We start from the raw sequence: 21,735 nt of genomic DNA, 5'->3' as shown, positions 1-21,735 counted from the left end.
GGCGGTGCTCAGGTCATCAGGGTGGTGAGGAAGTCGCCGAGGCCCTGGAACATCGCCATCAGCGCCGCCCCGATCGCCTTGAACATCTGCGCGGCGCCGTCCGGCCGGAACGCCACGAAGTAGATCAGGAACGCGACGCTTCCCCAGGTGAGCAGCTTCTTCACGAATACCGGCATCGTCCCTCCCCAGGGCCACGGTCGCCGGCTGGCTTCCCGCGCCACGGGCCGGCAAACGGCGCGACGGCGCCCGCTGGTGTGTCAGAGCCGGGGGAGGTTCGTCAGAGATAGAGGCCTGTGGAGTCGTTGTCGACCCGTTCGGCGGCCACGGCGTGCACGTCGCGCTCCCGCAGCAGCACGTACCCGCGGCCGTGCAGCTCGACCTCGGAACGGTCGTCCGGGTCGAAGAGCACCCGGTCGCCGGAGACGATGGCCCGGACGTTCGGCCCGACGCCGACGGCGGTGGCCCACGCGAGGCGCTTGCCGACGGCGGCGGTCGCCGGGATGACGATGCCCGCGGTGGAACGGCGCTCGCCCTCGCTGCCGTCCATCCGCACCAGCACGCGGTCGTGCAGCAGGCGGATCGGCAGGCCGGAGTCGAAAACCTGGTCGGCGGTCACGGGGCAGACGCTACCGTGTCGCGGACGGCCGACCGCCGGTGGTTACGCCCGAGGTGGTCTGGGCATTGTGTGGCGGAACTGCCCTACGGTGTCGGGAACGGACGTATGCTGTCCGACCTGTCGCCGTGGGCCGACGACTCTTCTGCCAGGAGGTGCGCTTGAGCCGCTTCGAGCGGGTACGCGGGCGGCTGCGCCGCGCCTACCAGTCGCGACAGGAGTCGGCGCGCACCGAGGAGGACACGTCGGGTGAAGAGTTGAACGACGTGTCGGAGACGGCCCGGGTGGCGTCGCCGGCCGTTCCGGGGCCGACCGCACCGCCGAGCGCCGCGGTCTACGGCGCGGAACCTCCGGTCGACCTGCACAGCTCGACCACCAGCCGGGACGACGCGGACGTGCCGCACGGGCTGCGGATCGCCGCGGCCTGGTGCTGGCGGCTGATCGTGATCGGTGTGGTGGCGTGGGCGCTGCTCCGGATCGTCGGCACCATCAAGATCGTGATCATTCCGCTGGCCATCGCGCTGCTGCTCTCCGCGCTGCTCGCGCCGGCGGTGGGCTGGCTGCTGCGGGCCCGACTGCCCCGGTCGCTGGCGACGGCGGTGGTGCTTGTCGGCGGTCTGGCCGCGGTGATCGGCACGCTGACGCTTGTGGTCAACGAGTTCATTCGCGGTGTGCCCGAGCTGAGCGCGAAGTCGTCGGAGGGCGTCCGGCAGATCCAGAACTGGCTGAAGACGGGCCCGCTGCACCTCTCGGACACCCAGCTCGACCGCTACATCGACGAGGCGCAGGCCTGGATCAACGACAACACCTCGAGGTTCACGAGCGGGGCACTGAGCACCGCCGCGACGCTTGCCGAGGTGCTGACCGGCACGCTGCTGGTGCTCTTCGCGACGTTCTTCTTCCTGCGCGACGGCAACCGGATCTGGCGCTTCCTGGTCCGGCTGCTGCCGGTCGCCGCCCGCTGGAAGGTCGACGATGCCGGCCGCGCCTCCTGGCACACGCTCGGCGCCTACGTCCGGGCCACCGTGCTGGTGGCCTTCATCGACGCCGTCGGCATCGGCATCTTCCTGGTCATCTTCGACGTCCCGTTCGCCTTCCCGCTGGCCGCGCTTGTCTTCCTCGGCGCGTTCATCCCGATCGTCGGGGCGGCGCTCTCCGGTGGTGTGGCGGTGTTGGTGGCGCTTGTCGACAGCGGCCCGGTCACCGCGTTGATCATCCTGGGCGCGGTGATCGGTGTGCAGCAGATCGAGGGGCACGTGCTCCAACCGCTGATCATGGGACGCGCGGTCGCCCTCCACCCGCTCGCGGTGATCATCGGAATCGCCGCCGGTGTCGTCCTCGCCGGCATCACCGGCGCGCTCGTCTCCGTGCCGCTCATCGCGGTGCTGAACACCGCGATTCGCCGGCTTGCCGCTCGAAGAGTTCCGGAGACCCCACCCGACGCCGTGGTCGTCGCCGCCCAGGCCCCCTGACGGGGGCCGCGCGTCAGCGTGGGCTCAGGTGGTGGCGAGGCGTTGCAGGGCGCCTCGGGCGACCTCGGGGCGTGTCGTGTACCAGAACGGGGGCAGCGAGCGGCGCAGGAACGGCCCGTAACCCCGGGCCGTCTCCAGCCGTGAGTCGAGCACCGCGACGACGCCCTTGTCGCCGGTGGCCCGGATCAGCCGGCCCACGCCCTGCGCCAGCCGGACCGCCGCGATCGGCACGCTGACCGCGGCGAAGCCGGAGCCGCCGCCCGCGTCCACGGCCGCGGCGCGGGCCGCCGCGAGGGGTTCGTCCGGTCGGGGGAAGGGCAGCCGGTCGATGACCACGAGCTGGCAGGCGTCGCCGGGCACGTCCACCCCCTGCCAGAGCGACATCACCCCGAACAGGCAGCTGGACCGCTCCTCGCGGAAACGGCGGACCAGCAGCGGCAGCGCCTCCTCGCCCTGGAGCAACACCGGCAGGTCGGTCCGCGCGCGCAGCAGCTCCGCCGCCTGCTGCGCGGCCCGCCGGGAGGAGAAGAGCCCGAGAGTACGACCACCGAGCGCCTCGACGAGCCCGAGCAGCTCCTCGCCGGCCGCGTCGGGCAGCCCGGAGACGCTGGGCCGGGGCAGGTGCGCGGCGACGTACAGGATGCCCTGCCGGGCGTAGTCGAACGGCGAGCCCACATCCAGCGAGCGCCAGCCCGGCCCCTCGGTCGCCGGCACGATGGTGGCGTCGGCCAGCCGGCGGCCCGGCGTCTCGGCGGCCGGGCGACCCGCCCCGGTACGGGCGGCCAGCGAGGCGGCGGCCGGGGACGCCGGGACCGGCGGCGCGTCCAGGCCGAGGGCGCGGGCCACCGTGTCGAACCGGCCGCCGAGCGCCAGGGTGGCCGAGGTGGCGACGACTGTGCGTTCGTCGTACAGGTGGGTGGCGAGGGTGCCGGCCACCGACAGGGGCGCGACCACGAGGGCCCGCCGGCTGCCGCTGTCGTTCTTCTCCACCCAGGCCACGTCGTGGTCGGCCTCTTCGAGGAGTCGCTGGGCGGTGGTGGAGAGGTCGTCAAGCGCGGCCTTGGCCTGCTGCTTGCGGACCGGGTCGGGATCATCGGACTTGACGTCGCCGATCGCGTCCAGGGCGGTGCGGGTGGCCGCGTCGAGCAGCGTGCACGCCTCCCGTAGCGGCGTCGGCAGGCCGGCGGTGAGTCGACCGGCCGGGGCCTCGGCCAGCCCGACGGCGAGGGCGTCACCGGCGGCGGTGAGCGCGTCGGCGGTCTCCGGCCGCAGCAGCGTACGGGCCCGCCGGGTGGTCCGGTCGATCAGCTCCGGCACCAGTTCGGCCTGGGCGGCCGAGGAGACCCGGTCGGCCAGCTCGTGCGCCTCGTCGACGATGAGCAGCTTGTGCGGCGGGACGATGTGCCGGTCGGCCAGCATGTCGACCGCGAGGAGGCTGTGGTTCGTCACCACGATGTCGGCCTCGCGGGCGCGGGCGCGGGACGCCTCGGCGAAGCACTCCGCGCCGAACGGGCAGCGGGTCGCGCCGACGCACTCCCGCGACGGCATCGAGACCAGCCGCCAGGCCTGGTCGTCGACGCCCGGGTCCAGCTCGTCGCGGTCGCCGGTGTCGGTCTTCTCGGCCCAGCCGCGCAGCCGCTCGATCTGCTTGCCCAGCCGGCCCGCCTCGCCGAGCCACTTCGTGCCGCCGCCCGGGCGGGAGGCCGGGGCGTCGAAGAGGGTGTCCTCCGGCTCGTCCTCGGTGGAGTTGTCCAGCCGCGCCAGGCAGAGGTAGTGGTGCCGGCCCTTCAGCACCGCGAACGTGGGCCGGCGGCCGAGCAGCGGCTCGACGGCGTCGGCCAGCCGGGGCAGGTCGTGGTCGACGAGCTGGGACTGCAACGCCAGCGTGGCAGTGGAGACGACCACCGGGCCGTCGACGGTGAGGGCCGGCGCGAGGTACGCAAGCGACTTGCCGGTGCCGGTGCCCGCCTGCACGAGCAGGTGCTCACCGCTTGTCACGCACTCCTCGATGGCGGTCGTCATCTGCTGCTGGCCGGGCCGCGCCGTGCCGCCGGGAACCGCGCCGACCGCCGCCGCGAGCAGGTCGGTGCCGCTGGGCCGGGCACCCCGCCGCCGGCTCCCACCACGGGCCGACGGGGTGGCGGAACCGGTGGCGGTGCGGGGCGGAGTCACCGTGCGACGGTACCCGCCGCCGCCGACAGCGACCGCGCCCATCCGCCCGCGTGGCGCGGACCACCCATCGACCCCGCTGATCCACCCCGTCCGGTTACGACCGTGCTACGACGCGTGGGCAGTATCGGTTAGGGTGCGAATCATGCCGAGCGACGTGGTCCGAGTGATCTACCGCAAGTACGACGGCAGCGCGCACCGTGACTACCCGGCCCGTCGCCTCACCGAGGACGACCTCGGTGTCTGGCTGGGTGTCCCGTTCGGCACCGAGTCGGTCTACCACGGCCGGCCGTCGGTGGAGAAGATCCCCTTTGTCCTGCTGGTGCCGCACCACGCCTGGTGGACGTGCATGTTCAACCCGCCGCCGCGCACCAGCGAGGTCTACTGCGACATCGCCACCCCGGCCCGCTGGGAGTCCGACGACACCGTCCACCTGATCGACCTCGACCTGGACGTGGTCCGGCGGCGGGCGACCGGCCTGGTGGAGTTGCTCGACGAGGACGAGTTCGCCGAGCACCGGGCCCGTTTCGGCTACCCGCAGGACGTGGTGGTCGAGGCCGAGGCGGCGGCCCAGTGGCTGTACGGCGCTCTCGGCGACGGCACCGAGCCGTTCGCCAGCTCGTACCGCAAGTGGTTGGCGCTCGTGGTCTGAGCCGGCGCGGGCTCACCAACGCGGCGGCCACCTGTCGTCGTCGCCAAGCGGCGGCAGGTCGGCCAGCTTCTCCGGGTTGAGCTGGTTGAAGATGCCGGTGATCCGGCCGCCGTCGACCGCGAACGCGGTGACCAGCCGAATCGGCCGCCCGTCGCTGTGCGTCGTCTCCATGTGCAGGCCGAGGACGCCGTCGACGAGCACCGGGCGGGTCCGCGTCCGTTGCGCGTACCGGCCGGTCCGACCGAACAGGCCGAGCGTGAAGCGGCCCACCGTGTCCGCGCCGACCACCGGCCGGCGGGCAGTCGGGAAGTGCCCACCCGAGTCGCCGATGAGGACCACGTCCGGCGCGAGCACCCGCAGCAGCGGATCCAGCTCGCCGGACTCGGTGGCGGCCACGAACGCCGCGAGGACGCGCCGCTGCTCGGCCGGGTCGGCGGTGTGCCGGGGCGCGTCGGGTGCGGTGACGGCCCGCCGGGCCCGGGAGGCGAGCTGCCGGGCGGCCACCTCGCTGGTGCCCAGGACGTCCGCCACCCGGGCGAACGGCACCGCGAACACGTCGTGCAGCACGAGCGCGAGCCGCTGCTCGGGCGCGAGCCGTTCCAGCATCACCCGCAGCGCCGTGCCGACCTGGTCGGTGCGGACCGCGCGTTCCGCCGGGTCGGGGGCGTAACCGCCGGTGGGAGGCCCGCCGTCCAGCGGGCCCACGACCGGCTCCGGGAGCCACTGCCCGGGGTACGCCTCACGGCGGACCCGCGCCGAGCGCAGCACGTCCAGGCAGATCCGGGCGCAGATGGTGGTCAACCAGGCGGAGAGATCGCGGATCTCGGCGCGGGCGTCCGGGTCGGCGAGCGCCCCGGCGTAGCGAAGCCAGGTCTCCTGCACCGCGTCCTCGGCCTCGCTGCGGCTGCCAAGCATCCGGTGAGCCACCGCGAGCAGCCGGCCCCGCTCGGCCTCGAACTCCGTCGCCAGGTCCTGCACGACCCACCACCCTCCCCCGAACCGCCACGCGCCCTGGCGTACATCCTCCAACCAACCGGACGCGCCGGCGGCCCCGGACGTGACGGCGGTGGGCCTCGGCGGGCGGATGGTCGGCGGGTGGGCGATGATCCGAGGATGAGCGAAACCCGGCAGGGGCAGAGCGAGCGGATCGTGGCGCCGGACGGCGGTCCCATGCGGGACCTGCTGCGGGTCGGCGCGCCGGTGGATCTCGCCGCGATCGATCCCCGGTCCACGCCCGGCCTGCCCGCGAAGGAGGCGGGCGGGGAGCGCCGCAAGACCTGGGCCCGTGCGCAGGTGGAGCTGGTCGGCGAGGAGCTGGGCCGGCAGCAGGAGATGCTCTTCGCGATGGCCAAGGCCGGCTCGGCGCAGCCGGCGCACCGGGTGCTGCTGGTGCTCCAGGCGATGGACTGTGGCGGCAAGGACGGCACGATCAAGCGGGTGGCGGGCGCGATGAACCCCCTGGGCCTGCACATCCGCTCGTTCGGTCCGCCGACCCCGCAGGAGCTGCGGCACGACTTCCTGTGGCGGATCCGCCGGGCGCTGCCGCCGCCCGGGTACGTGGGGATGTTCAACCGCTCGCACTACGAGGACGTGTTGATCGCCCGGGTCGGGTCGCTGGTGCCGAAGGCGACCTGGCGGGCCCGCTACGACCAGATCAACGCCTTCGAGCGGGAGCTGGTCGACGACGGGGTGACCGTGATCAAGGTGATGCTGCACATCTCGTACGCCGAGCAGGGCGAGCGGCTGCTGGAGCGGTTGACGGACCCGCACAAGCACTGGAAGTACAACCCCTCGGACGTCGACTCCCGGTCGCACTGGGACGACTACCAGGCCGCGTACGCCGAGGCGCTGAGCCGGTGCACGACGGACGCCGCGCCGTGGTTCGTGGTGCCGGCGGACCGCAAGTGGTACCGGGACTGGGCGGTGGCCCACCTGCTGCGAGAGACGTTCGACACGCTTGATCTGGGGTATCCGCCTGCCGATTTCGACGTGGCGCACGAGCGCGAGCGGTTGGCCGCTGGGGGAGCGGGGACGGTTGGGACGCCCGAGATGAACAGCAGGTGAACGAGCGGTGAATGTGGCCTGGCCAGGGGTGGGCCGGCGAACTGGCGGTTCTGGCGTTTCCTAGCATTCACCGAGCGGACGCCTACGGACGCCGCCACCCTTCCACCGACGCGACGAGGTCTGTGCTGTGAAGTTTTCCTTCCGCCCCACCGAGGGCGCCTTCTACGAGCTCTTCACCAGGGCCGCGCAGAACCTGGTCCGGGGCACCGCGCTGTTGAACGAACTGGCTCTGCCCGGTGTCGACGTGCAGTCGGTCAGCGAGCGCCTGACCGAGGTCGAGCACGACAGCGACCAGATCACGCATGATCTCTACAAGAAGATCAACTCGACCTTCATCACGCCGTTCGACCGGGAGGACATCTACCGGCTCGGCTCGCTGCTCGACGACGTCATGGACCACCTCGAGGCGGTCGGCGACCTGCTCTACCTGTACGGGCTGACCGAGCTGCCGGCGCTGCCCCGGGAGCTGCACGAGATGGTCAACGTGCTCGACCAGCAGGCCAAGCTGACCGCCGAGGCGATGCCCCGACTGCAGTCGATGAAGGACCTCGAGGACTACTGGATCGAGTGCAACCGGCTGGAGAACGAGGGTGACCGGATCAACCGGCAGCTGCTCGTCCGCCTCTTCTCGGGTGAGTACGACGCGTTGACCGTGCTGAAGATGAAGGAGGTCGCCGACGAGCTGGAGGCCGCCTGCGACGCCTTCGAGCACGTGGCCAACACGGTCGAGACCATCGCGGTCAAGGAGTCCTGAGCCGGTGACACCCGAACTCATCGCCGTGCTGGCGGTGATCGTCGCCGCCATGGCGTTCGACTACACGAACGGCTTCCATGACGCGGCGAACGCGATCGCCACAAGCGTCTCCACCCGGGCGTTGACACCCCGGCTCGCCCTGCTGCTGGCCGCGGTCGGCAACTTCATCGGCGCGCACTTCGGCGCCGGGGTGGCCAAGACCGTCGGTGACGGCCTGGTCACGCTTCCGACCGGCGTGAGCAGCCTCGGCGTGGTCTTCGCCGGTGTGCTGGGCGCCATCGCCTGGAACCTGATCACCTGGTACTTCGGCCTGCCGTCGTCCTCCTCGCACGCCCTCTTCGGTGGCCTGGTCGGTGCGACCCTGCTGTCCGCGGGCGGCGTCGTGCAGTGGGCCACCATCGGCGAGAAGGTCATCCTGCCGATGGTGCTCTCCCCGATCGTCGGCCTGACCCTGGGCTACCTGCTGATGCTGGCCATCCTCTGGTTGTTCCGGAAGGGGCAGCCGGGCAAGCTCAACAGGGGTTTCCGGTGGGCGCAGACCGTGTCGGCGGCGGCCATGTCCGTCGGCCACGGCATGCAGGACGCGGCGAAGACCATGGGCATCATCGTGTTGGCGCTCTACACCGGTGACTTCCAGAGCGACAAGACGCACATCCCGGGCTGGGTGTTCTGGACCTCCGCGACGATGCTGGCGCTCGGCACCTACTCGGGCGGGTGGCGGATCATCCGTACCCTCGGCCGCAAGATCATCGACCTCGGTCCTCCGGAGGGCTTCGCCGCCGAGACGGTGGCCAGCGCGGTGCTCTACTTCAACGCCCTGGTGCTGAAGGCGCCGATCTCCACGACCCACACGATCACCTCGGCGATCATGGGTGTCGGCGCGACCAAGCGCCTCTCCGCGGTCCGGTGGAACGTCGCCGGCAACATCGTGATCGCCTGGATCATCACCTTCCCGGCGGCCGCGCTCATCGCCTGCGTCGCCTACCTGCTGGTCCGGCCGCTCTTCGGCTGACCTTTCCGAAGGGCCCCTCGTCACGGTCTCACCGTGGCAAGGGGCCCTTCCGCCGTTCAGACGTACCGCACGCCGATCTGCTCGCGGACCGTGTCCAGCAGGGTCATCACCTCAAGAGTCGTGGTGTGCGGCACCAGCGGGCTCTCGGTCAGCCCGGCGGCCAGGCAGCGCTGCACCTCGATCGCCTCGTACTGGTAGCCGTTGCCGGCCTCCTCGGCGGAGATCGTCTCGGGCGCGAAGCCGTCCCGGTGCAGGATCACCGAACCCGGCCGGAAGAACGGCTCCGGCAGGTCGATGCGGCCCGTGCTGCCGGTGATCGAGGCGGACAGTTCGCTCGCCCCGACCATGCCGCAGCTCAGCGTGGCGACCGCCCCGCTGTCGTAGCCGAACAGGATGCCGGTGTTCTCGTCGGTCCCCTCCGGGCCCAGGTGCGCCCAGGAGCGGATGTGCTCAGGCACGCCCAGCAGCAGGTGGGCCAGGCTGATCGGGTAGATCCCGAGGTCGAGCAGCGCGCCGCCGCCCAGCGCCGGGTTGCGCATCCGGTGCTCCGCCGGGAACGGTCCGGCCACCCCGAAGTCGGCCCGGACGTTGCGCAGCGTGCCGATCGCCCCCTGTTCGACCAGCTCGACCACCCGCCGGATGATCGGGTTCAGGCGCATCCACATGGCCTCCATCAGGAAGACCCCGGCCGCGCGGGCGGTGTCCACCAGCTCGGTGCTGCTGGCCAGGTCGAGGGTGAACGGCTTCTCCAGCAGCACCGCCCGGCCGGCGGTCAGGCAGGTCATCGCCGCCTCGTGGTGCGCGGCGTGCGGCGTGGCCACGTAGATCACGTCGATCTCCGGGTCGGCGGCCAGCTCCACCCACGAGCCGTACGCGCGCTTCGCGCCGTACGTCTCGGCGAAGCGCTGCGCGCTGTCGGCGGCGCGGGAGCCGACCGCGACCAGTTCGGCGTCCGGCACCAACCGGAGGTCTTCGGCGAAACGGCTGGCGATGTGGCCGGTGGCCAGGATGCCCCAACGAGTCATGCTCGGCACGCTAGTCGACCGGGTTGAACCGCCCGCTCGCCGACCACCGTTCCACTCATCCGCCGGGACCCCGGTGCTCCCCGCCGCGAACGACTGTGGACCTGCGCTGGGCCGGCGTCCCGGCGCGCTCGCGCCTCGCCGGCCGCTCACCTCGTTCGCTCCCTTTGCTCTGCTTCAACGGACGCAACAGTTTCCGGCTGCTTCTGTTGCGTGGGTTGAAGCAGAGCAAAGGACGCGCATGGGTGGGGCGGCGGCCGAGCGGCGCCGACGGGCACACCAGCTCGCGGCCGAACGGCGGCGACGGGCACACCAGCTCGCCGGGGACCAGCAGGCCGGCCCACCGACAGGTCAGCGTCGGCGGCCCGGGAACTAGGCTCGCGGCATGACGATCGACAGCGACGGCTTTGCCGCGCCGGCCGCCCTGGTCGAGCACGCCCGCCGGTTCCGGGCCGAGGGCGGCACCCCGGCGACGACGCGCGTCGCCGCCACCGTGCTCCTGCTGCGTCCGACCGACACCGACTTCGAGGTGTACGTCATCCGCCGTGTCGCCGCGATGACCTTCGGCGGGATGTACGCCTTCCCCGGCGGAGGGGTGGACGCCTCCGACTCGGCGGCGCACCTCGACTGGGCCGGCCCCGCGCCGACCGAGTGGGCGGGGCGGCTCGGGGTGGCCCCGGACGCCGCCCAGGCGGTGGTCTGCGCCGCCGCCCGCGAGGTCTTCGAGGAGGCCGGCGTGCTGCTCGCCGGGCCGGACCCGGCGACAGTTGTGGGTGACGTCAGCGGCGACGACTGGGAGGCTGCCCGGCAGGACCTGGAGGGGCGCCGACTCGGCTTCGCGGCGCTGCTCGCCGACCGGCACCTCACGCTGCGGTCGGATCTGCTGCTGCCGTGGAGCCGCTGGGTCACTCCGGAGTTCGAGCCGCGCCGCTTCGACACGTACTTCTTCGTGGCCCTGTTGCCGGCGGGGCAGCGGACCCGCGACGTCTCCGGCGAGGCCGACCACACCCTCTGGATCCGGCCGGCGGACGCGCTGGCCCGCGCCGAGGCGGGCGAGTTGACCATGCTGCCGCCGACCCTGGTCACCCTGGCCCAGGTGGCCGCCGCCGGCGACCTGGCCGGGGTGGCGAGGGCGGCGGCCGATCGGGACGCCGCCACCCCCATCACCCCACGCCTGGACCTCCCGGCCGACGGCGAACCGCGCTTCGTGCTTCGCTGACGGCCGCCGCACCCCTGGAGGTCGCGGCCCGTCAGTAGTGCCCGACGTACCGGTAGTTGGCGTTGAGGCTGCCCGGGGCAGCGTGCGCCGGCGCCAGCGCGTCGAACGGCGCCACCGTGAGGAAGCGGACGAACTGCTGATCCGGCTCCTCATTCGGGGCGTAGGTGAGGACGTCGATGTCGCCCGGGGCCACGTCGCGCTCGACCCAGTCCATCAGCGGCTGGAGGAACTCCGGGATGCCGACCTCCGACGGGTGCTCGGTCGGCTCGGGGCCGAACAGGCAGTGGTAGCCGGCCGGCACCATATACAACCGCGTGAACGCCTCGCTGCCGCCGCGACGCTGCACTGCCGCGTAGTAGTCGACGGTCGAGAACGGGGGGACGGACGGGTCCGCCCAGCCGTGGTAGAGGATCACCTTGCCGCCCCGTGCGCGGAACTCGGACAGGTCCGCGTCGGTGGCGTTGTAGATGGCGTCGCCCAGCACATTGAGCCGGTCGAACGTGGCCCGGGTGAACCGCACGTCGGTCAGCTGGAAGTCGGCGGGCGGGTTCTGCGGGTACGCGAGGTACCGCAGGTAGTTGAGCGCGATCCTCCCGGTGTTGCCGTCCACCGGGGAGCCCGAGCGCACCACGAACTCGTCGATCCAGCCCAGCTCCGACCCGTACGGCATGCCTCCGGGGTAGAGGCCGTTCGGGCCCCGGTAGAACGCCACCACGGCCGCCACCTGGGCGGGCGTGAGGCAGTCCGGCCGGTCCGTGCCCCGCGGGCAGCGCAGCGACGACGGCTGGAACCCGCACCGCCGTGGGTCGTCGATGACCTCACCGCACTTCTCGACGACCGCCTCGTGCAGCGCGGGGATCTTCTCCGGGCCGAGGATCTGCCGGCCCGACGCGTCGGTGTTGCGGAGCACCACCCAGGCGTTCAGCAGCGCCAGCGGCGCCAGGTTGTGCACCGGCGCGCCGGCCAGGATGCCGTCGAAGTCGGCAGGGAACCGCTGCGCCAGCATCAACCCCTGCCGCCCGCCCGTCGAGCAGCCGTCGAAGTACCGGTACGTCGGGCCGTGCCCGTAGTACGCGACCATCACCGCGTCCGCGACCCACCGCAGCCGGTGCTCGGACAGCAGCCCGAACTCCAGTCGTGCCCGCGGGTCGGCGCCCCAGGTCGCCGGCTCGCTGGTCATCGGATCGCCGGTGTGCCCGGTGTCGTCGGAGGCCAGCACCAGCCGGCCGTCCCGCGCGGCCGCGCACTGGAACCCGAAGAGCGGCAGGGTCAGGTCGGGCACCTCGCCACACAGTCCGCCACAGCCCTGCTGTACGTACTGCCCCGTCCATCCGGAGACGGGGAGCTTGACGGTGAACCGCGTCTGCGGCCGGATCACCCCCTGCACCATGCAGAATTCCTGGCCCGCGTCGTTCGTTTCGCGCTCCGCCGAGGACACCGACACCTGCGGGATGCGCGCCCGGGCCAACCCCGCGCACCGGTCGGCGGGCGGGTCGGCGGCGGCTCCGGGCGTGACGAGCAGTGGTACGGCGGCCAGCAGTGCCAGCACTGAACGGATCATGTTTCCCTCCTCTTTGGAGGGAGATTAGGCAGCTCGGTGGGCCTGCCGGATCGGTCCCGGGACCGGACTACCGGTCATCCCCGAGGCGGAGCGGTGCCCGGCCGGACCAGGCCGCACTCGTAGGCGAGCACGGCCGCCTGCACCCGGTCGCGCAGGCCGAGCTTGAGCAGGATCGCCGACAGGTGGGTCTTCACGGTGGCCCGGCTGAGGACCAGGCGCTCCGCGATCTCGTCGTTGGAGAGCGCCCGCGCGACGAGCGTGAGCACCTCGATCTCCCGGGCGCTGAGCGCGTCGAGCGTCGGCGGGGGAGTGCCACCGGGCAGTTCGCTTGCGAACCGGTCGAGCAGCCGCCGGGTGACTGTCGGTGCGAGCAGCGCCTCGCCGCGCGCCACCACCCGTACCGCAGTGGCCAGCTCGTCGGGGCGGATGTCCTTGAGCAGGAAGCCGCTGGCGCCGGCCCGCAGCGCCGCGAACACCGGCTCGTCCAGGTCGAACGTGGTCAGCATGATGATCCTCGCCGGCTGGCCGGCGGCGACCAGCCGACGGGTGGCCTCGATGCCGTCCAGCCGGGGCATCCGCACGTCCATCAGGATCACGTCCGGTCGCAGGCGACCCGCGAGCGCGACGGCCTCCAGACCGTCGCCTGCCTCGCCGACGACCTCGAGATCCTCGCGGCTCCCGATGATCATCGCGAAGCCGGCTCGGACGAGGGCCTGGTCGTCGGCGATCAGCACCCGGATGGCGGCCGCCGTCATGACGAGGCGAGCGGCAGGTCCGCCCGTACCCGAAAGCCGCCGCCCGGCACCGGCCCGGCGTCAAGCGTCCCGCCCAGCAGCCGGGCCCGTTCCTGCATGCCCACGATCCCCCGGTGCCCGGAACGGTCGACCCGGCCACTCGGACGGGCCGGGCCGTCGTCGCGGATCTCCAGCCGCACCGAGCGGGGCGAGCACCGGACCGTCACCCGGGCCCGGGTGGCCTGGCTGTGCCGCAGCGTGTTGGTGAGCGACTCCTGCACGATCCGGTACGACGAGAGGTCGACCGCCGCAGGCAACGGCGACACCGCCGGTTCCCGATCCAGCTCGACGGTCAGCCCGGTGGCCCGCAGCGACGCCGCGAGGGTGTCGAGTTGTGCCAGGCCGGGCTGCGGGGTGGCCGAGTCGGGCCCGCTGTCGGCGCTCATCGTCTGCAACAGCACCCGCAGTTCGGACAGGGTGGACCGGGCCGCCAGGTCGATCGAGGTGAGCGCCGCGCGGGCCAGGTCGGGTCGACTGTCGAAGACGTCCTGCGCGGCGCCGGCCTGCACGACTATCACCGACACCGTGTGGACCAGCACGTCGTGCAGTTCCCGGGCGATCCGTTCGCGTTCCTGGGTGACGATGCGCCGCTCGGAGTCCTGCCGGCGCAGCGCGCGGGTCCGACCCAGCTCACCGAGGGTCCAGCCGAGCGCCGGGCCGGCGATCGCGAGCAGCACGTTGCGCCAGTCGCCGTGCGCCAGCTTCCAGGGCGTGCCGGCCAGCAGCAGGCCGAGCACCCACAGCGACCGCGACGGCGGCCTTCGCCGTGCGTACCCGGCCAACACCGCGGCGGCCTGACCGAGCCAGCCGATGGCCGGGGCGAGCGACTCGATGCCGATCCCGGCGAGGACGGCCACCGCCATCGCGCCCTCCGGGTGGCGGCGCAGCACCGCGATGGTGCTGGCCTGCACCGCCGCCAACGCGAGGGCCGCGGTGTACCCGATCGGGTCGTGTGGCCCGTTCGGCGTGACCAGGATCAGCGCCGCGAGCGCGACGAACAGGCCGACGGCGACCCGCAGGTCAGGTCGGCATCCGCGCAGGAGGCTGCCGGGTGAACGCACCCGGTGATCGTAGGCGGCGCACGGATCGACGGTCATCGGCCGCGGGAACGACGAAGCGGTCCGTCCGGAGACGGACCGCCCGTGTCGCGCAGGAGCGGAGGAGACCAGCCGCTCAGCCGAAGCGGCCGGTGATGTAGTCCTCGGTCTTCTTCACGCTCGGGTTGCTGAAGATCTTCTGGGTGTTGTCGTACTCGATCAGGCGGCCCGGGTCGCCGGTCTTCTCGATCGAGAAGAAGGCGGTCCGGTCCGACACCCGTGCGGCCTGCTGCATGTTGTGCGTCACGATGATGATCGTGAACTTGTCCTTGAGCTGGAACATCAGGTCCTCGATCGCCAGCGTGGAGATCGGGTCCAGGGCCGAGCACGGCTCGTCCATCAGCACGACCTGCGGCTCGACGGCGATGGTCCGGGCGATGCAGAGCCGCTGCTGCTGACCGCCGGACAGGCCCGCGCCGGGCTTGCCCAGCCGGTCCTTGACCTCGTCCCACAGGTTCGCCGAGCGCAGCGCCTTCTCGGCCGCCTCGTCGAGGATCGACTTCTTCCGGACCCCGTTGAGCTTCAGCCCGGCCACCACGTTCTCGAAGATGCTCATGGTGGGGAACGGGTTCGGCCGCTGGAAGACCATGCCGATGGTGCGCCGGACCGCCGTGACGTCCACGTCCCGGTGGTAGATGTCCTGGTCGTCGATGGTCAGGCTGCCCTCGACGCGAGCCCCCGGCAGCACCTCGTGCATCCGGTTGATCGAGCGCAGGAAGGTGGACTTGCCGCAGCCGGACGGCCCGATGAGAGCGGTGACAGTCTTCGGCTCGACAGTCAGGTTGATGTTCTCGATCGCCTTGAACGCGCCGTAGTAGGCGGTGACGTTCGAGGCGGAGACGCGCTTGGCCATGGTGGTACCTCCGGGGTTCATCGGCTGAGCCTGTTGCGACGGGCCAGCAACTTCGCCGCGATCGTCAGGATGAGCACGAGGGCGACCAGGGTGAGTGCCGCGGTCCACGCCCGTGCCGGCGAGTACTTCGAGGCCTCGCCGGCCTGCTGGTAGACGTAGAGGGCCAACGACGACTGGTTGTTCTCGAACGGGTTGAAGTTGATCGCGGCGCCACCACCGGCGACCAGGAGCACCGGGGCGGTCTCGCCGGCCGCGCGGGCGATGGAGAGCATGACGCCGGTGACGATTCCGGGCAGCGCCGTCGGCACCACCACCCGCAGGATGGTCTTCCACTTCGGCACACCGAGCGCGTACGCCCCCTCGCGTAGCGGCGGCGGTACGAGGCGGAGCATCTCCTCGGTCGACCGGACGATTGTCGGCAGCATGAGCACACTGAGCGCGAGCGCTGCGGCGAAGCCGGAGAAGCTCGGCCGGCCGTCGTTGAACCACGGCGACACGATCAGCACCCAGAACGCCAGCACGAACAGGCCGGTGACGATCGAGGGGATGCCTGTCATCACGTCGACGAAGAACCGGATCGCGAAGGCGAACCGGCCCCGGCCGTACTCGACGATGTAGATGGCGCAGAGGATGCCCAGCGGCACGGTGATCAGGGCGGCGATGCCTACCTGCTCCAGCGTGCCGACAATCGCGTGGTACGCGCCGCCGTTCGGGTCGCGGGCGCCGATGTTGTTCATCGAGGTGTTGAAGAAGTTGGCGTCGAGCCGTTCGGTGCCCTTGCTGACAAGCGTCCAGACCACCGAGGCGAGCGGCACCACGGCCAGCACGAACGCGGAGTGGATCAGGGCGCTCCAGGTGCGGTTACGGGCGGACCGCCGCCCCTCGACGGCGTTTGACGCCGCGAAGAGCCCGACCAGGTAGAGCACCGCGCCCAGGACGATCACGAGGACCGGCCCGCCGATGCTCGCGCCGTAGACAATTGCGGCGGCGAGCGCCAGCGCGGCCACGGCGATGACCGGTGCGGCGTACGCGGGCAGCCGCCGAGCCCGCAGCGACTCCGGCTGTGCCGGCGGCCGGGGGCGGTGTGAGGTGACCGTGGTGCTCATGCGGCGGACTCCGTGAACTCCCGGCGGCGGTAGATGATCGCCCGCGCGATGATGTTGACGACCAGGGTGATCGCGAAGAGCACCAGACCGGACGCGATCAGGGCGCCCCGGCCGGTGTCGTTCGCCTCGGCGAAGCGGTTGGCGATGTTGGCGGCGATGGTGTTGCCGCCGCTCTCCAGCACGTTGAACGAGATGGCGTACGTGGATCCGAGGGTCAGCGCGAGCGCGATGGTCTCACCCAGCGCCCGGCCCAGGCCGAGCATCACCGCGGCGATGATGCCGGGGCGGCCGTACGGCAGCACGGCGGTGCGCAGCATCTCCCACCGGGTGGCGCCCAGGGCGATTGCCGCCTCCTCGTTGGCGGTCGGCGTCTGCAGGAACACCTCGCGGGTGAGCGAGGTGACGATCGGCAGCACCATGATCGCCAGGACCAGCGAGCCGAGCAGGATCGAGTTGCCGTACGGGCCGTCGCCGCCGAAGATCGGGATCCAGCTGAAGTACTTGTTCAGCCAGCCCGAGAGGTCGGTGACCGGGCCGATGAGGTAGTCGCGGCCCCACAGGCCGAACACCACGCTGGGCACGGCGGCCAGCAGGTCGATCAGGAAGCCGAGGCTGTTGCCGAGCCGCCGCGGCGCGTAGTGCGACAGGTACAGCGCGATGCCCATGGCTACCGGCACGGCCATCAGCAGAGCCAGGGCGGCGCTGAGAACGGTGCCGAAGGCGAGCGCGCCGATGCCGAACGTGGGCGGGTTGTCGTTCGGGAACCAGCCCTCGAAGGTCCAGAAGTTCGCCGTGTTGGCACGAAGGGCCGGGATCGCCTTCGCGATCAGGAAGGCCGCGATGGCCACGATGATGACCAACACCATCGCGCCGGCTGCCATGGTGAGGCCGTGGAAGGCCCGCTCGGCGCCGAACTTCCGGTTTGTCGGCAGCGCGCCACCGCCTCCCAGCCCATTGCCATCGGGGGTAGGCGCGCTGACTGGTGCCTCGGCCACACGCGCCGAGGCACCGGCGGGCCACGCGTGACTCTGGGTCACGCGCGTCCCGCCGGTGCCGGCGTCGGCCGAGCGGTGAGGGGTTTCACCCATCTGCTCGCTCGATTCCGTTGCTGAGGTGGTGGGGTCGGATCAGGAGAGGTTCTTGACGGCGGTCTCGACCTTGGTGCGGACCGTCTCCGGCAGCGGGGCGTAGCCCAGGTCGGTCAGCGAGGTCTGGCCCTCGGTGCTGGCGGCGTAGCCGAGGAGGCCCTTGACCAGCTTGAGCTTGTCGGCGGCGAGACCCTTGCTGCAGACGATCTCGTAGGTGGTCAGGACGATCGGGTAGGCCCCGGCCTCCTTGGTGTTGTAGTCGATCGACAGCTTGAGGTCGTCGCCCTGGCCCTCGATCTTCGCCCCGGCGATGGTCTTGCCGGCCGACTCGGCGGTCAGCTCGGCCCACTCGCCGGCACCGTTCTGCACCTTGGCCTTGTTCAGGCCGGAGTTCTCGGCGTACGACCACTCGACGTAGCTGATCGTGCCCACCGTGCTCTTGACCTTGCTGGCCACGCCGTCGGACTTGGCGGCACCGACGCCACCCGGGGCCTTCCACGCCTTGGCGTTGCCCAAGGTCCAGTCCGACTCGGCGGTCTTCGACAGGTACTTGGTGAAGTTGTCGGTGGTGCCCGACTCGTCGGAGCGGTGCACGGCCTGGATCGGGGCCGACGGGAGCTTGGCGGTCGGGTTGTCCGCCTTGATCGCCGCGTCGTCCCACTTGGTGACCTTGCCGGCGAAGATCTTCGCCAGGGTGGCCGGCTTGAACTGGAGGTTGTCCACGCCGCTTCCGGCGTTGTAGACCACCGCGACGGGCCCGATCACCATCGGGAGGTTGAGGGCCTTGCCGCCGGCGCACTTGGCGTCGGCCTGCGGCTGCTCCTCCGGCTTGAGCGCGGAGTCGGAGCCGGCGAAGTCGGCGGTCCCGGCGATGAACGCCTGGATGCCGGCGCCCGAGCCGGTGCCCTCGTAGTTGATCGTGGTGCCAGCGCACTTCTGCTGGTAGGCCTTGATCCACTCGGCCATGGCGTTCTTCTGGGCCGAGGAGCCCTGGGCGTTGACCGTGCCGGTACCGCAGTCGACCGCGGCGGCGGAGCCCGAGGCGCTGGCGCCGGAAGTGGGCTCGTTGTTGTCCGAGCCGCATGCACTGAGGCCGAGCGTCGCGGCAAGAGCGAGGCAGGCAATAGTGCCGTACCGCTGGAGCTTCACCTGAGGGGTTTCCCTTCGCGTCTGACTTGGCGCCCCGATACCGGGGCCCGAGGACCGGCACTGACCGGCTGACACGAAAGTTAGGAGTGCCAGGTAGCCGGTTCGCCGGTCGCAAGTGAACGCAAGGTGAACACGTACGGCCCCCGAGGTGACCGCTTGCTGAGGGTGAGTTGTCCGTTAAGTGAACCGGGGTACGCCTGTCGGAAGTATGGCCATATTTCCGGTACGCTGTTATCCCGCCGAGTCGCGCCCGTGATCCGCCGGTGACCCGCCCGTCGCGTGCCCGGCCGTCAGCCCAGGTGGTAGTTGATGTGCGCGGACCAGCGGGCGAAGCCCAACCGCTCGTAGAGCGCGACCGCTCCGGTGTTCGAGTCGTCCACGAAGAGCATCACCCGGTCGAGACCGCGCTTGTCCCGCAGGTACGCGAGCCCCGCGGTGGTCAGCGCCCGACCGAGCCCGCCGCCGTGCGCGGTCGGCTCCACGCCGAGCACGTACACCTCGCCGATGCGGGCCGACCCGGGCCGCTCGTGCACCTTCGTCCAGTGGAAGCCGAGCAGCCGCCCGGTCGTGGTCTCCTCGGCGAGGAGGAAGCCGGCCGGATCGAACCACGGCTCGGCGAGGCGGACCCGGAGGTCGTCCGACGTCCACCGACCCTGCTCGGGGTGCTCGGCGAAGGCCCGCGCGTTCAGGGTCAGCCAGGCCGCGTCGTCGGCCCCCGGCCGGAACGCGCGCAGCGTCACCCCGTCGGGCAGGCGCGGCTCGCCCAGCGGGGCGGCCAACGGCCGGCGGAGCTGCCAGAGCACGCGGGCCCGGGTGAACCCGAGGTCCACGGCGAGTGCCGCCGCCGACGGGTGGTCGCCGTGCGCCCATGCCCGCAGCGGCCCGGTGGCCGAGGCGAGCACCCCCCGGGCCAGCGCCCGACCGGTGCCCCGCCGCCGGTACGCCGGGTGCACCACCAGCTCCACCCCGATCCCGCCCACCGGGTCGGTGGTGTCCAGGTGGGCGTACCCGGTGAGGGTGCCGTCGTCGGCGTGGGCCAGCAGGTGCACCGCCGGCGCCTCCGGATCGCGCAGGCGGAGCAGGACGTGCTCGTCGAGCGGGTCCGCGCCGTCGGTGTCGCCCGCCGTGCGGGCCAGGGCCAGCACGCCGGCGATCTCCGTCGGGGCCAGTCGGTCGGTCCGGGTCACCTGGTCGCTGGTCGGCTCCGCGCTGCTCATTCCGTCACCGTAGCGGCTGCGCCTCGTACGCCTCGGAGGGTCGCCGAGTAAGGGGCCGTGGCTCACGTCGGGTCGGTGGGCAACGCCTCCAACTCGTAGCGCGTGCTGAGTTCGGGCAGGATCCGGCGCAGCGCGTCGACGGTGCCCTGCCGGTCCCCGCCGGCGTCGTGCATGAGGACCACCCCACCGGGTTGCACCTGCGCGAGCACCGTCGTGGCGATCTTGCTGGCACCGGGGGCCTGCCAGTCCGACGGGTCCACCGACCAGTGCAGCGGGGTCATGCCGAGCCCCGTGCACACCGACACCACTGGGTAGGTCCAGGCGCCACCGGGTTGGCGGTACCAGACGATCGGCGCGTCCGGCACCGCGGCGCGGATCGCCTCGTTGGTGCGTACCAGGTCGGCGCGGATCTGGGCGGCGGAGCGGTTGCCCAGGGAGACGTCGTGGTGCCAGGAGTGGTTGCAGAGGGTGTGGCCGTCGGCCACGATCGCCTGGATCAGGTCGGGATGGTCCTGGGCGTTCTCGCCGACCACGCAGAACGTGGCCTTGACGTCGTACTCGCGCAGTGTCGCGAGGACCTGCGGGGTGTAGCGCGGGTCCGGCCCGTCGTCGAAGGTCAGCGCGAGTTTGGCGGAGCCGGTGCCGGTGTGGGCGCCGAACAGCTTGTCGCCGCCGGCGTCCCGCCCCGAGCCGTCCTGGCCGGCCTCGCTGGGGCCGGCGCTCTGGCCCGTGGTCGGGATGTCGGTCGGGGTGCCGGCCGGGGTGCCGGTCGAGGGCTTTTCGGCAGGCTGGTCGGCGTAGTGCGGCCCGTCGCCCTCGGTGGTGACACCTGTGGCGTGCTGCTGGGCCTGGTCGGGGACGAGGCTGCGGCCCAGCACGTACGCCGAGCCGAGCAGCGCGACCACCACCACCGTCACGATCCCTGCCGCCCGCGCGGTCGAGCTGACCCGCGTCACGGCTTCCACCCGGCCGGCCGGACGTGCCGGCACCTCGCCCCCGTGCTACCTGCCGACACCGTCGCCCCCCTTTTCCGACAAACCCGGCAGTCAGAATAGGACTGGCGAGCTGCGCAAAAGGGGCATATGGGAAACTCGGGCTGGAGGTCAGACGGGCAGCGGCGCGTGCTCCGTCTCGGGCAGGGAGCGCGACGGCGGCACGACGAACTTGTAACCCACCTGGCGGACCGTGCCGATCATCGACTCGTACTCCGAGCCGAGCTTGGCGCGCAGCCGCCGGACGTGCACGTCCACCGTCCGGGTGCCCCCGAAGTAGTCGTAGCCCCAGACCTCGCGCAGCAGTTGATCGCGGGTGAACACCCGGCCCGGGTGCTGGGCCAGGAACTTCAGCAGCTCGAACTCCTTGTAGGTGAGGTCGAGCGGACGACCCTTCAGCTTGGCCGCGTACGTGTCGGGGTCGATGTTCAGCTCACCGGCCCGGATCGAGCCGCCGGCGCCGGCGGTCGCGTTGCTCAGGCGGCCGACCGCGAGCCGCAGTCGCGCCTCGACCTCGGCGGGACCGGCCGACGCGAGGATGACGTCGTCGACGCCCCAGTCCGCGTTCAGCGCGATCAGGCCGGCCTCGGTCACCACCGCGACCAGCGGCACCCCGAGCCCGGTGGCGTGCAGCATCCGGCAGGTCGCTCGGGCCTCGCTCAGCTCCGAGCGGGCGTCGACAAGCACCGCGTCGGGGCTGGGCCCGGCGACCAGGGTGCGGACGTCGCGCGGCGCGGTGCGAACTGAGTGTGGCAGCAGGTCGAGCGCCGGCAGCACAGCCGACGGTTCCCCTGCGCGCGCGGTCACCAGCAGCAGGATCTCCACGATCACCTCCGTCCCGGCGGCGCGAGGCCGCACGCGACCAGACACACTCGTGGCAGAGTGCGCTGAGAAATTGCGT

21 protein-coding genes are annotated in these 21,735 nt (G+C 71.8%); 6 read left to right on the top strand and 15 right to left on the bottom strand.

Annotated elements, in window-relative coordinates; all coding sequences use genetic code 11:
• Positions 1 to 8: 8 nt before the first annotated feature.
• Both MILUP08_RS36205 and MILUP08_RS32130 read right to left on the bottom strand, forming a co-directional pair.
• Positions 9 to 176 carry a hypothetical protein gene (locus MILUP08_RS36205; RefSeq protein ID WP_007465801.1) on the bottom strand — a complete coding sequence of 56 codons (168 nt, stop codon included), beginning with the start codon at positions 174 to 176 and terminating at the stop codon, positions 9 to 11.
• Between the two features lie 101 nt (positions 177 to 277).
• Positions 278 to 616, bottom strand: coding sequence for a GroES family chaperonin (locus MILUP08_RS32130; RefSeq protein ID WP_007465799.1), 339 nt, complete (start codon positions 614 to 616; stop codon positions 278 to 280).
• 158 nt (positions 617 to 774) lie between these two features.
• Between MILUP08_RS32130 and MILUP08_RS32125 the strand changes: the two genes are divergently transcribed.
• A complete protein-coding gene (locus tag MILUP08_RS32125) occupies positions 775 to 2,085 on the top strand; it encodes an AI-2E family transporter (RefSeq protein WP_007465797.1) in 1,311 nt (436 codons plus the stop codon).
• A gap of 24 nt (positions 2,086 to 2,109) precedes the next feature.
• Here MILUP08_RS32125 and MILUP08_RS32120 read toward each other — a convergent pair whose 3' ends face one another.
• Positions 2,110 to 4,299, bottom strand: a complete 2,190-nt coding sequence (locus tag MILUP08_RS32120) for an ATP-dependent DNA helicase (protein WP_007465795.1) — start codon at positions 4,297 to 4,299, stop codon at positions 2,110 to 2,112.
• A 100-nt stretch (positions 4,300 to 4,399) separates the two neighbouring features.
• On the opposite strand from MILUP08_RS32120, the gene MILUP08_RS32115 reads away from it, so the two are divergent.
• The gene (locus MILUP08_RS32115; RefSeq protein ID WP_007465794.1) at positions 4,400 to 4,906 is read left to right on the top strand and encodes a DUF402 domain-containing protein; all 507 of its coding nucleotides are present in this window, start codon (positions 4,400 to 4,402) and stop codon (positions 4,904 to 4,906) included.
• Between the two features lie 12 nt (positions 4,907 to 4,918).
• Here the strand turns inward: MILUP08_RS32115 and sigJ are convergent, their stop codons facing one another.
• On the bottom strand, positions 4,919 to 5,884 hold the full coding sequence (sigJ, locus tag MILUP08_RS32110) for an RNA polymerase sigma factor SigJ (RefSeq protein ID WP_007465792.1): 966 nt from the start codon (positions 5,882 to 5,884) through the stop codon (positions 4,919 to 4,921).
• Between the two features lie 135 nt (positions 5,885 to 6,019).
• On the opposite strand from sigJ, the gene MILUP08_RS32105 reads away from it, so the two are divergent.
• From MILUP08_RS32105 to MILUP08_RS32095, 3 genes are all read left to right on the top strand, one after another.
• Positions 6,020 to 6,970, top strand: a complete 951-nt coding sequence (locus MILUP08_RS32105; protein ID WP_007465790.1) for a PPK2 family polyphosphate kinase — start codon at positions 6,020 to 6,022, stop codon at positions 6,968 to 6,970.
• Between the two features lie 127 nt (positions 6,971 to 7,097).
• Positions 7,098 to 7,724: a DUF47 domain-containing protein gene (locus MILUP08_RS32100; protein WP_007465788.1), complete on the top strand. Its 627-nt coding sequence runs from the start codon at positions 7,098 to 7,100 to the stop codon at positions 7,722 to 7,724.
• Positions 7,725 to 7,728: 4 nt separating this feature from the next.
• Positions 7,729 to 8,736 (top strand): inorganic phosphate transporter, encoded by a 1,008-nt coding sequence (locus tag MILUP08_RS32095; RefSeq protein ID WP_007465786.1) that lies wholly within the window; start codon positions 7,729 to 7,731, stop codon positions 8,734 to 8,736.
• A gap of 56 nt (positions 8,737 to 8,792) precedes the next feature.
• On the opposite strand, the gene MILUP08_RS32090 is transcribed toward MILUP08_RS32095, so the two are convergent.
• Positions 8,793 to 9,761, bottom strand: coding sequence for a Gfo/Idh/MocA family protein (locus MILUP08_RS32090; protein WP_007465784.1), 969 nt, complete (start codon positions 9,759 to 9,761; stop codon positions 8,793 to 8,795).
• A 382-nt stretch (positions 9,762 to 10,143) separates the two neighbouring features.
• Between MILUP08_RS32090 and MILUP08_RS32085 the strand changes: the two genes are divergently transcribed.
• Positions 10,144 to 10,977 (top strand): NUDIX hydrolase, encoded by an 834-nt coding sequence (locus MILUP08_RS32085; protein ID WP_007465782.1) that lies wholly within the window; start codon positions 10,144 to 10,146, stop codon positions 10,975 to 10,977.
• A 31-nt stretch (positions 10,978 to 11,008) separates the two neighbouring features.
• Here MILUP08_RS32085 and MILUP08_RS32080 read toward each other — a convergent pair whose 3' ends face one another.
• The 10 genes from MILUP08_RS32080 to MILUP08_RS32035 form a co-directional block, all read right to left on the bottom strand.
• Entirely contained in the window at positions 11,009 to 12,538 is a 1,530-nt protein-coding gene (locus tag MILUP08_RS32080; RefSeq protein ID WP_007465780.1) for a tannase/feruloyl esterase family alpha/beta hydrolase, read from the bottom strand.
• 74 nt (positions 12,539 to 12,612) lie between these two features.
• Positions 12,613 to 13,293, bottom strand: coding sequence for a response regulator (locus MILUP08_RS32075; protein WP_007465778.1), 681 nt, complete (start codon positions 13,291 to 13,293; stop codon positions 12,613 to 12,615).
• A complete protein-coding gene (locus MILUP08_RS34080; protein WP_237747216.1) occupies positions 13,290 to 14,393 on the bottom strand; it encodes a sensor histidine kinase in 1,104 nt (367 codons plus the stop codon). The genes MILUP08_RS32075 and MILUP08_RS34080 overlap by 4 nt, the downstream gene beginning before the upstream one ends.
• 112 nt (positions 14,394 to 14,505) lie before the next feature.
• Positions 14,506 to 15,282, bottom strand: a complete 777-nt coding sequence (pstB, locus tag MILUP08_RS32065) for a phosphate ABC transporter ATP-binding protein PstB (protein ID WP_039907006.1) — start codon at positions 15,280 to 15,282, stop codon at positions 14,506 to 14,508.
• A 17-nt stretch (positions 15,283 to 15,299) separates the two neighbouring features.
• Positions 15,300 to 16,388 (bottom strand): phosphate ABC transporter permease PstA, encoded by a 1,089-nt coding sequence (pstA, locus tag MILUP08_RS32060; protein ID WP_007465773.1) that lies wholly within the window; start codon positions 16,386 to 16,388, stop codon positions 15,300 to 15,302.
• Positions 16,385 to 17,476: a phosphate ABC transporter permease subunit PstC gene (gene pstC, locus MILUP08_RS32055; RefSeq protein ID WP_007465771.1), complete on the bottom strand. Its 1,092-nt coding sequence runs from the start codon at positions 17,474 to 17,476 to the stop codon at positions 16,385 to 16,387. Before pstC ends, pstA begins: the two co-directional genes overlap by 4 nt.
• Before the next feature lie 39 nt (positions 17,477 to 17,515).
• On the bottom strand, positions 17,516 to 18,625 hold the full coding sequence (gene pstS / locus MILUP08_RS32050; RefSeq protein WP_007465769.1) for a phosphate ABC transporter substrate-binding protein PstS: 1,110 nt from the start codon (positions 18,623 to 18,625) through the stop codon (positions 17,516 to 17,518).
• 290 nt (positions 18,626 to 18,915) lie between these two features.
• Positions 18,916 to 19,842 carry a mycothiol synthase gene (gene mshD, locus MILUP08_RS32045; protein WP_007465768.1) on the bottom strand — a complete coding sequence of 309 codons (927 nt, stop codon included), beginning with the start codon at positions 19,840 to 19,842 and terminating at the stop codon, positions 18,916 to 18,918.
• A 62-nt stretch (positions 19,843 to 19,904) separates the two neighbouring features.
• Positions 19,905 to 20,807 carry a polysaccharide deacetylase family protein gene (locus MILUP08_RS32040; protein WP_039909077.1) on the bottom strand — a complete coding sequence of 301 codons (903 nt, stop codon included), beginning with the start codon at positions 20,805 to 20,807 and terminating at the stop codon, positions 19,905 to 19,907.
• A gap of 138 nt (positions 20,808 to 20,945) precedes the next feature.
• Positions 20,946 to 21,665, bottom strand: a complete 720-nt coding sequence (locus MILUP08_RS32035) for a winged helix-turn-helix transcriptional regulator (protein ID WP_193376656.1) — start codon at positions 21,663 to 21,665, stop codon at positions 20,946 to 20,948.
• Positions 21,666 to 21,735: the final 70 nt, after the last annotated feature.

It is taken from the genome of Micromonospora lupini str. Lupac 08 (assembly GCF_000297395.2).
Taxonomy (GTDB): Bacteria; Actinomycetota; Actinomycetes; order Mycobacteriales; family Micromonosporaceae; genus Micromonospora; species Micromonospora lupini.
This window is presented reverse-complemented; position numbering and strand designations above follow the sequence as displayed.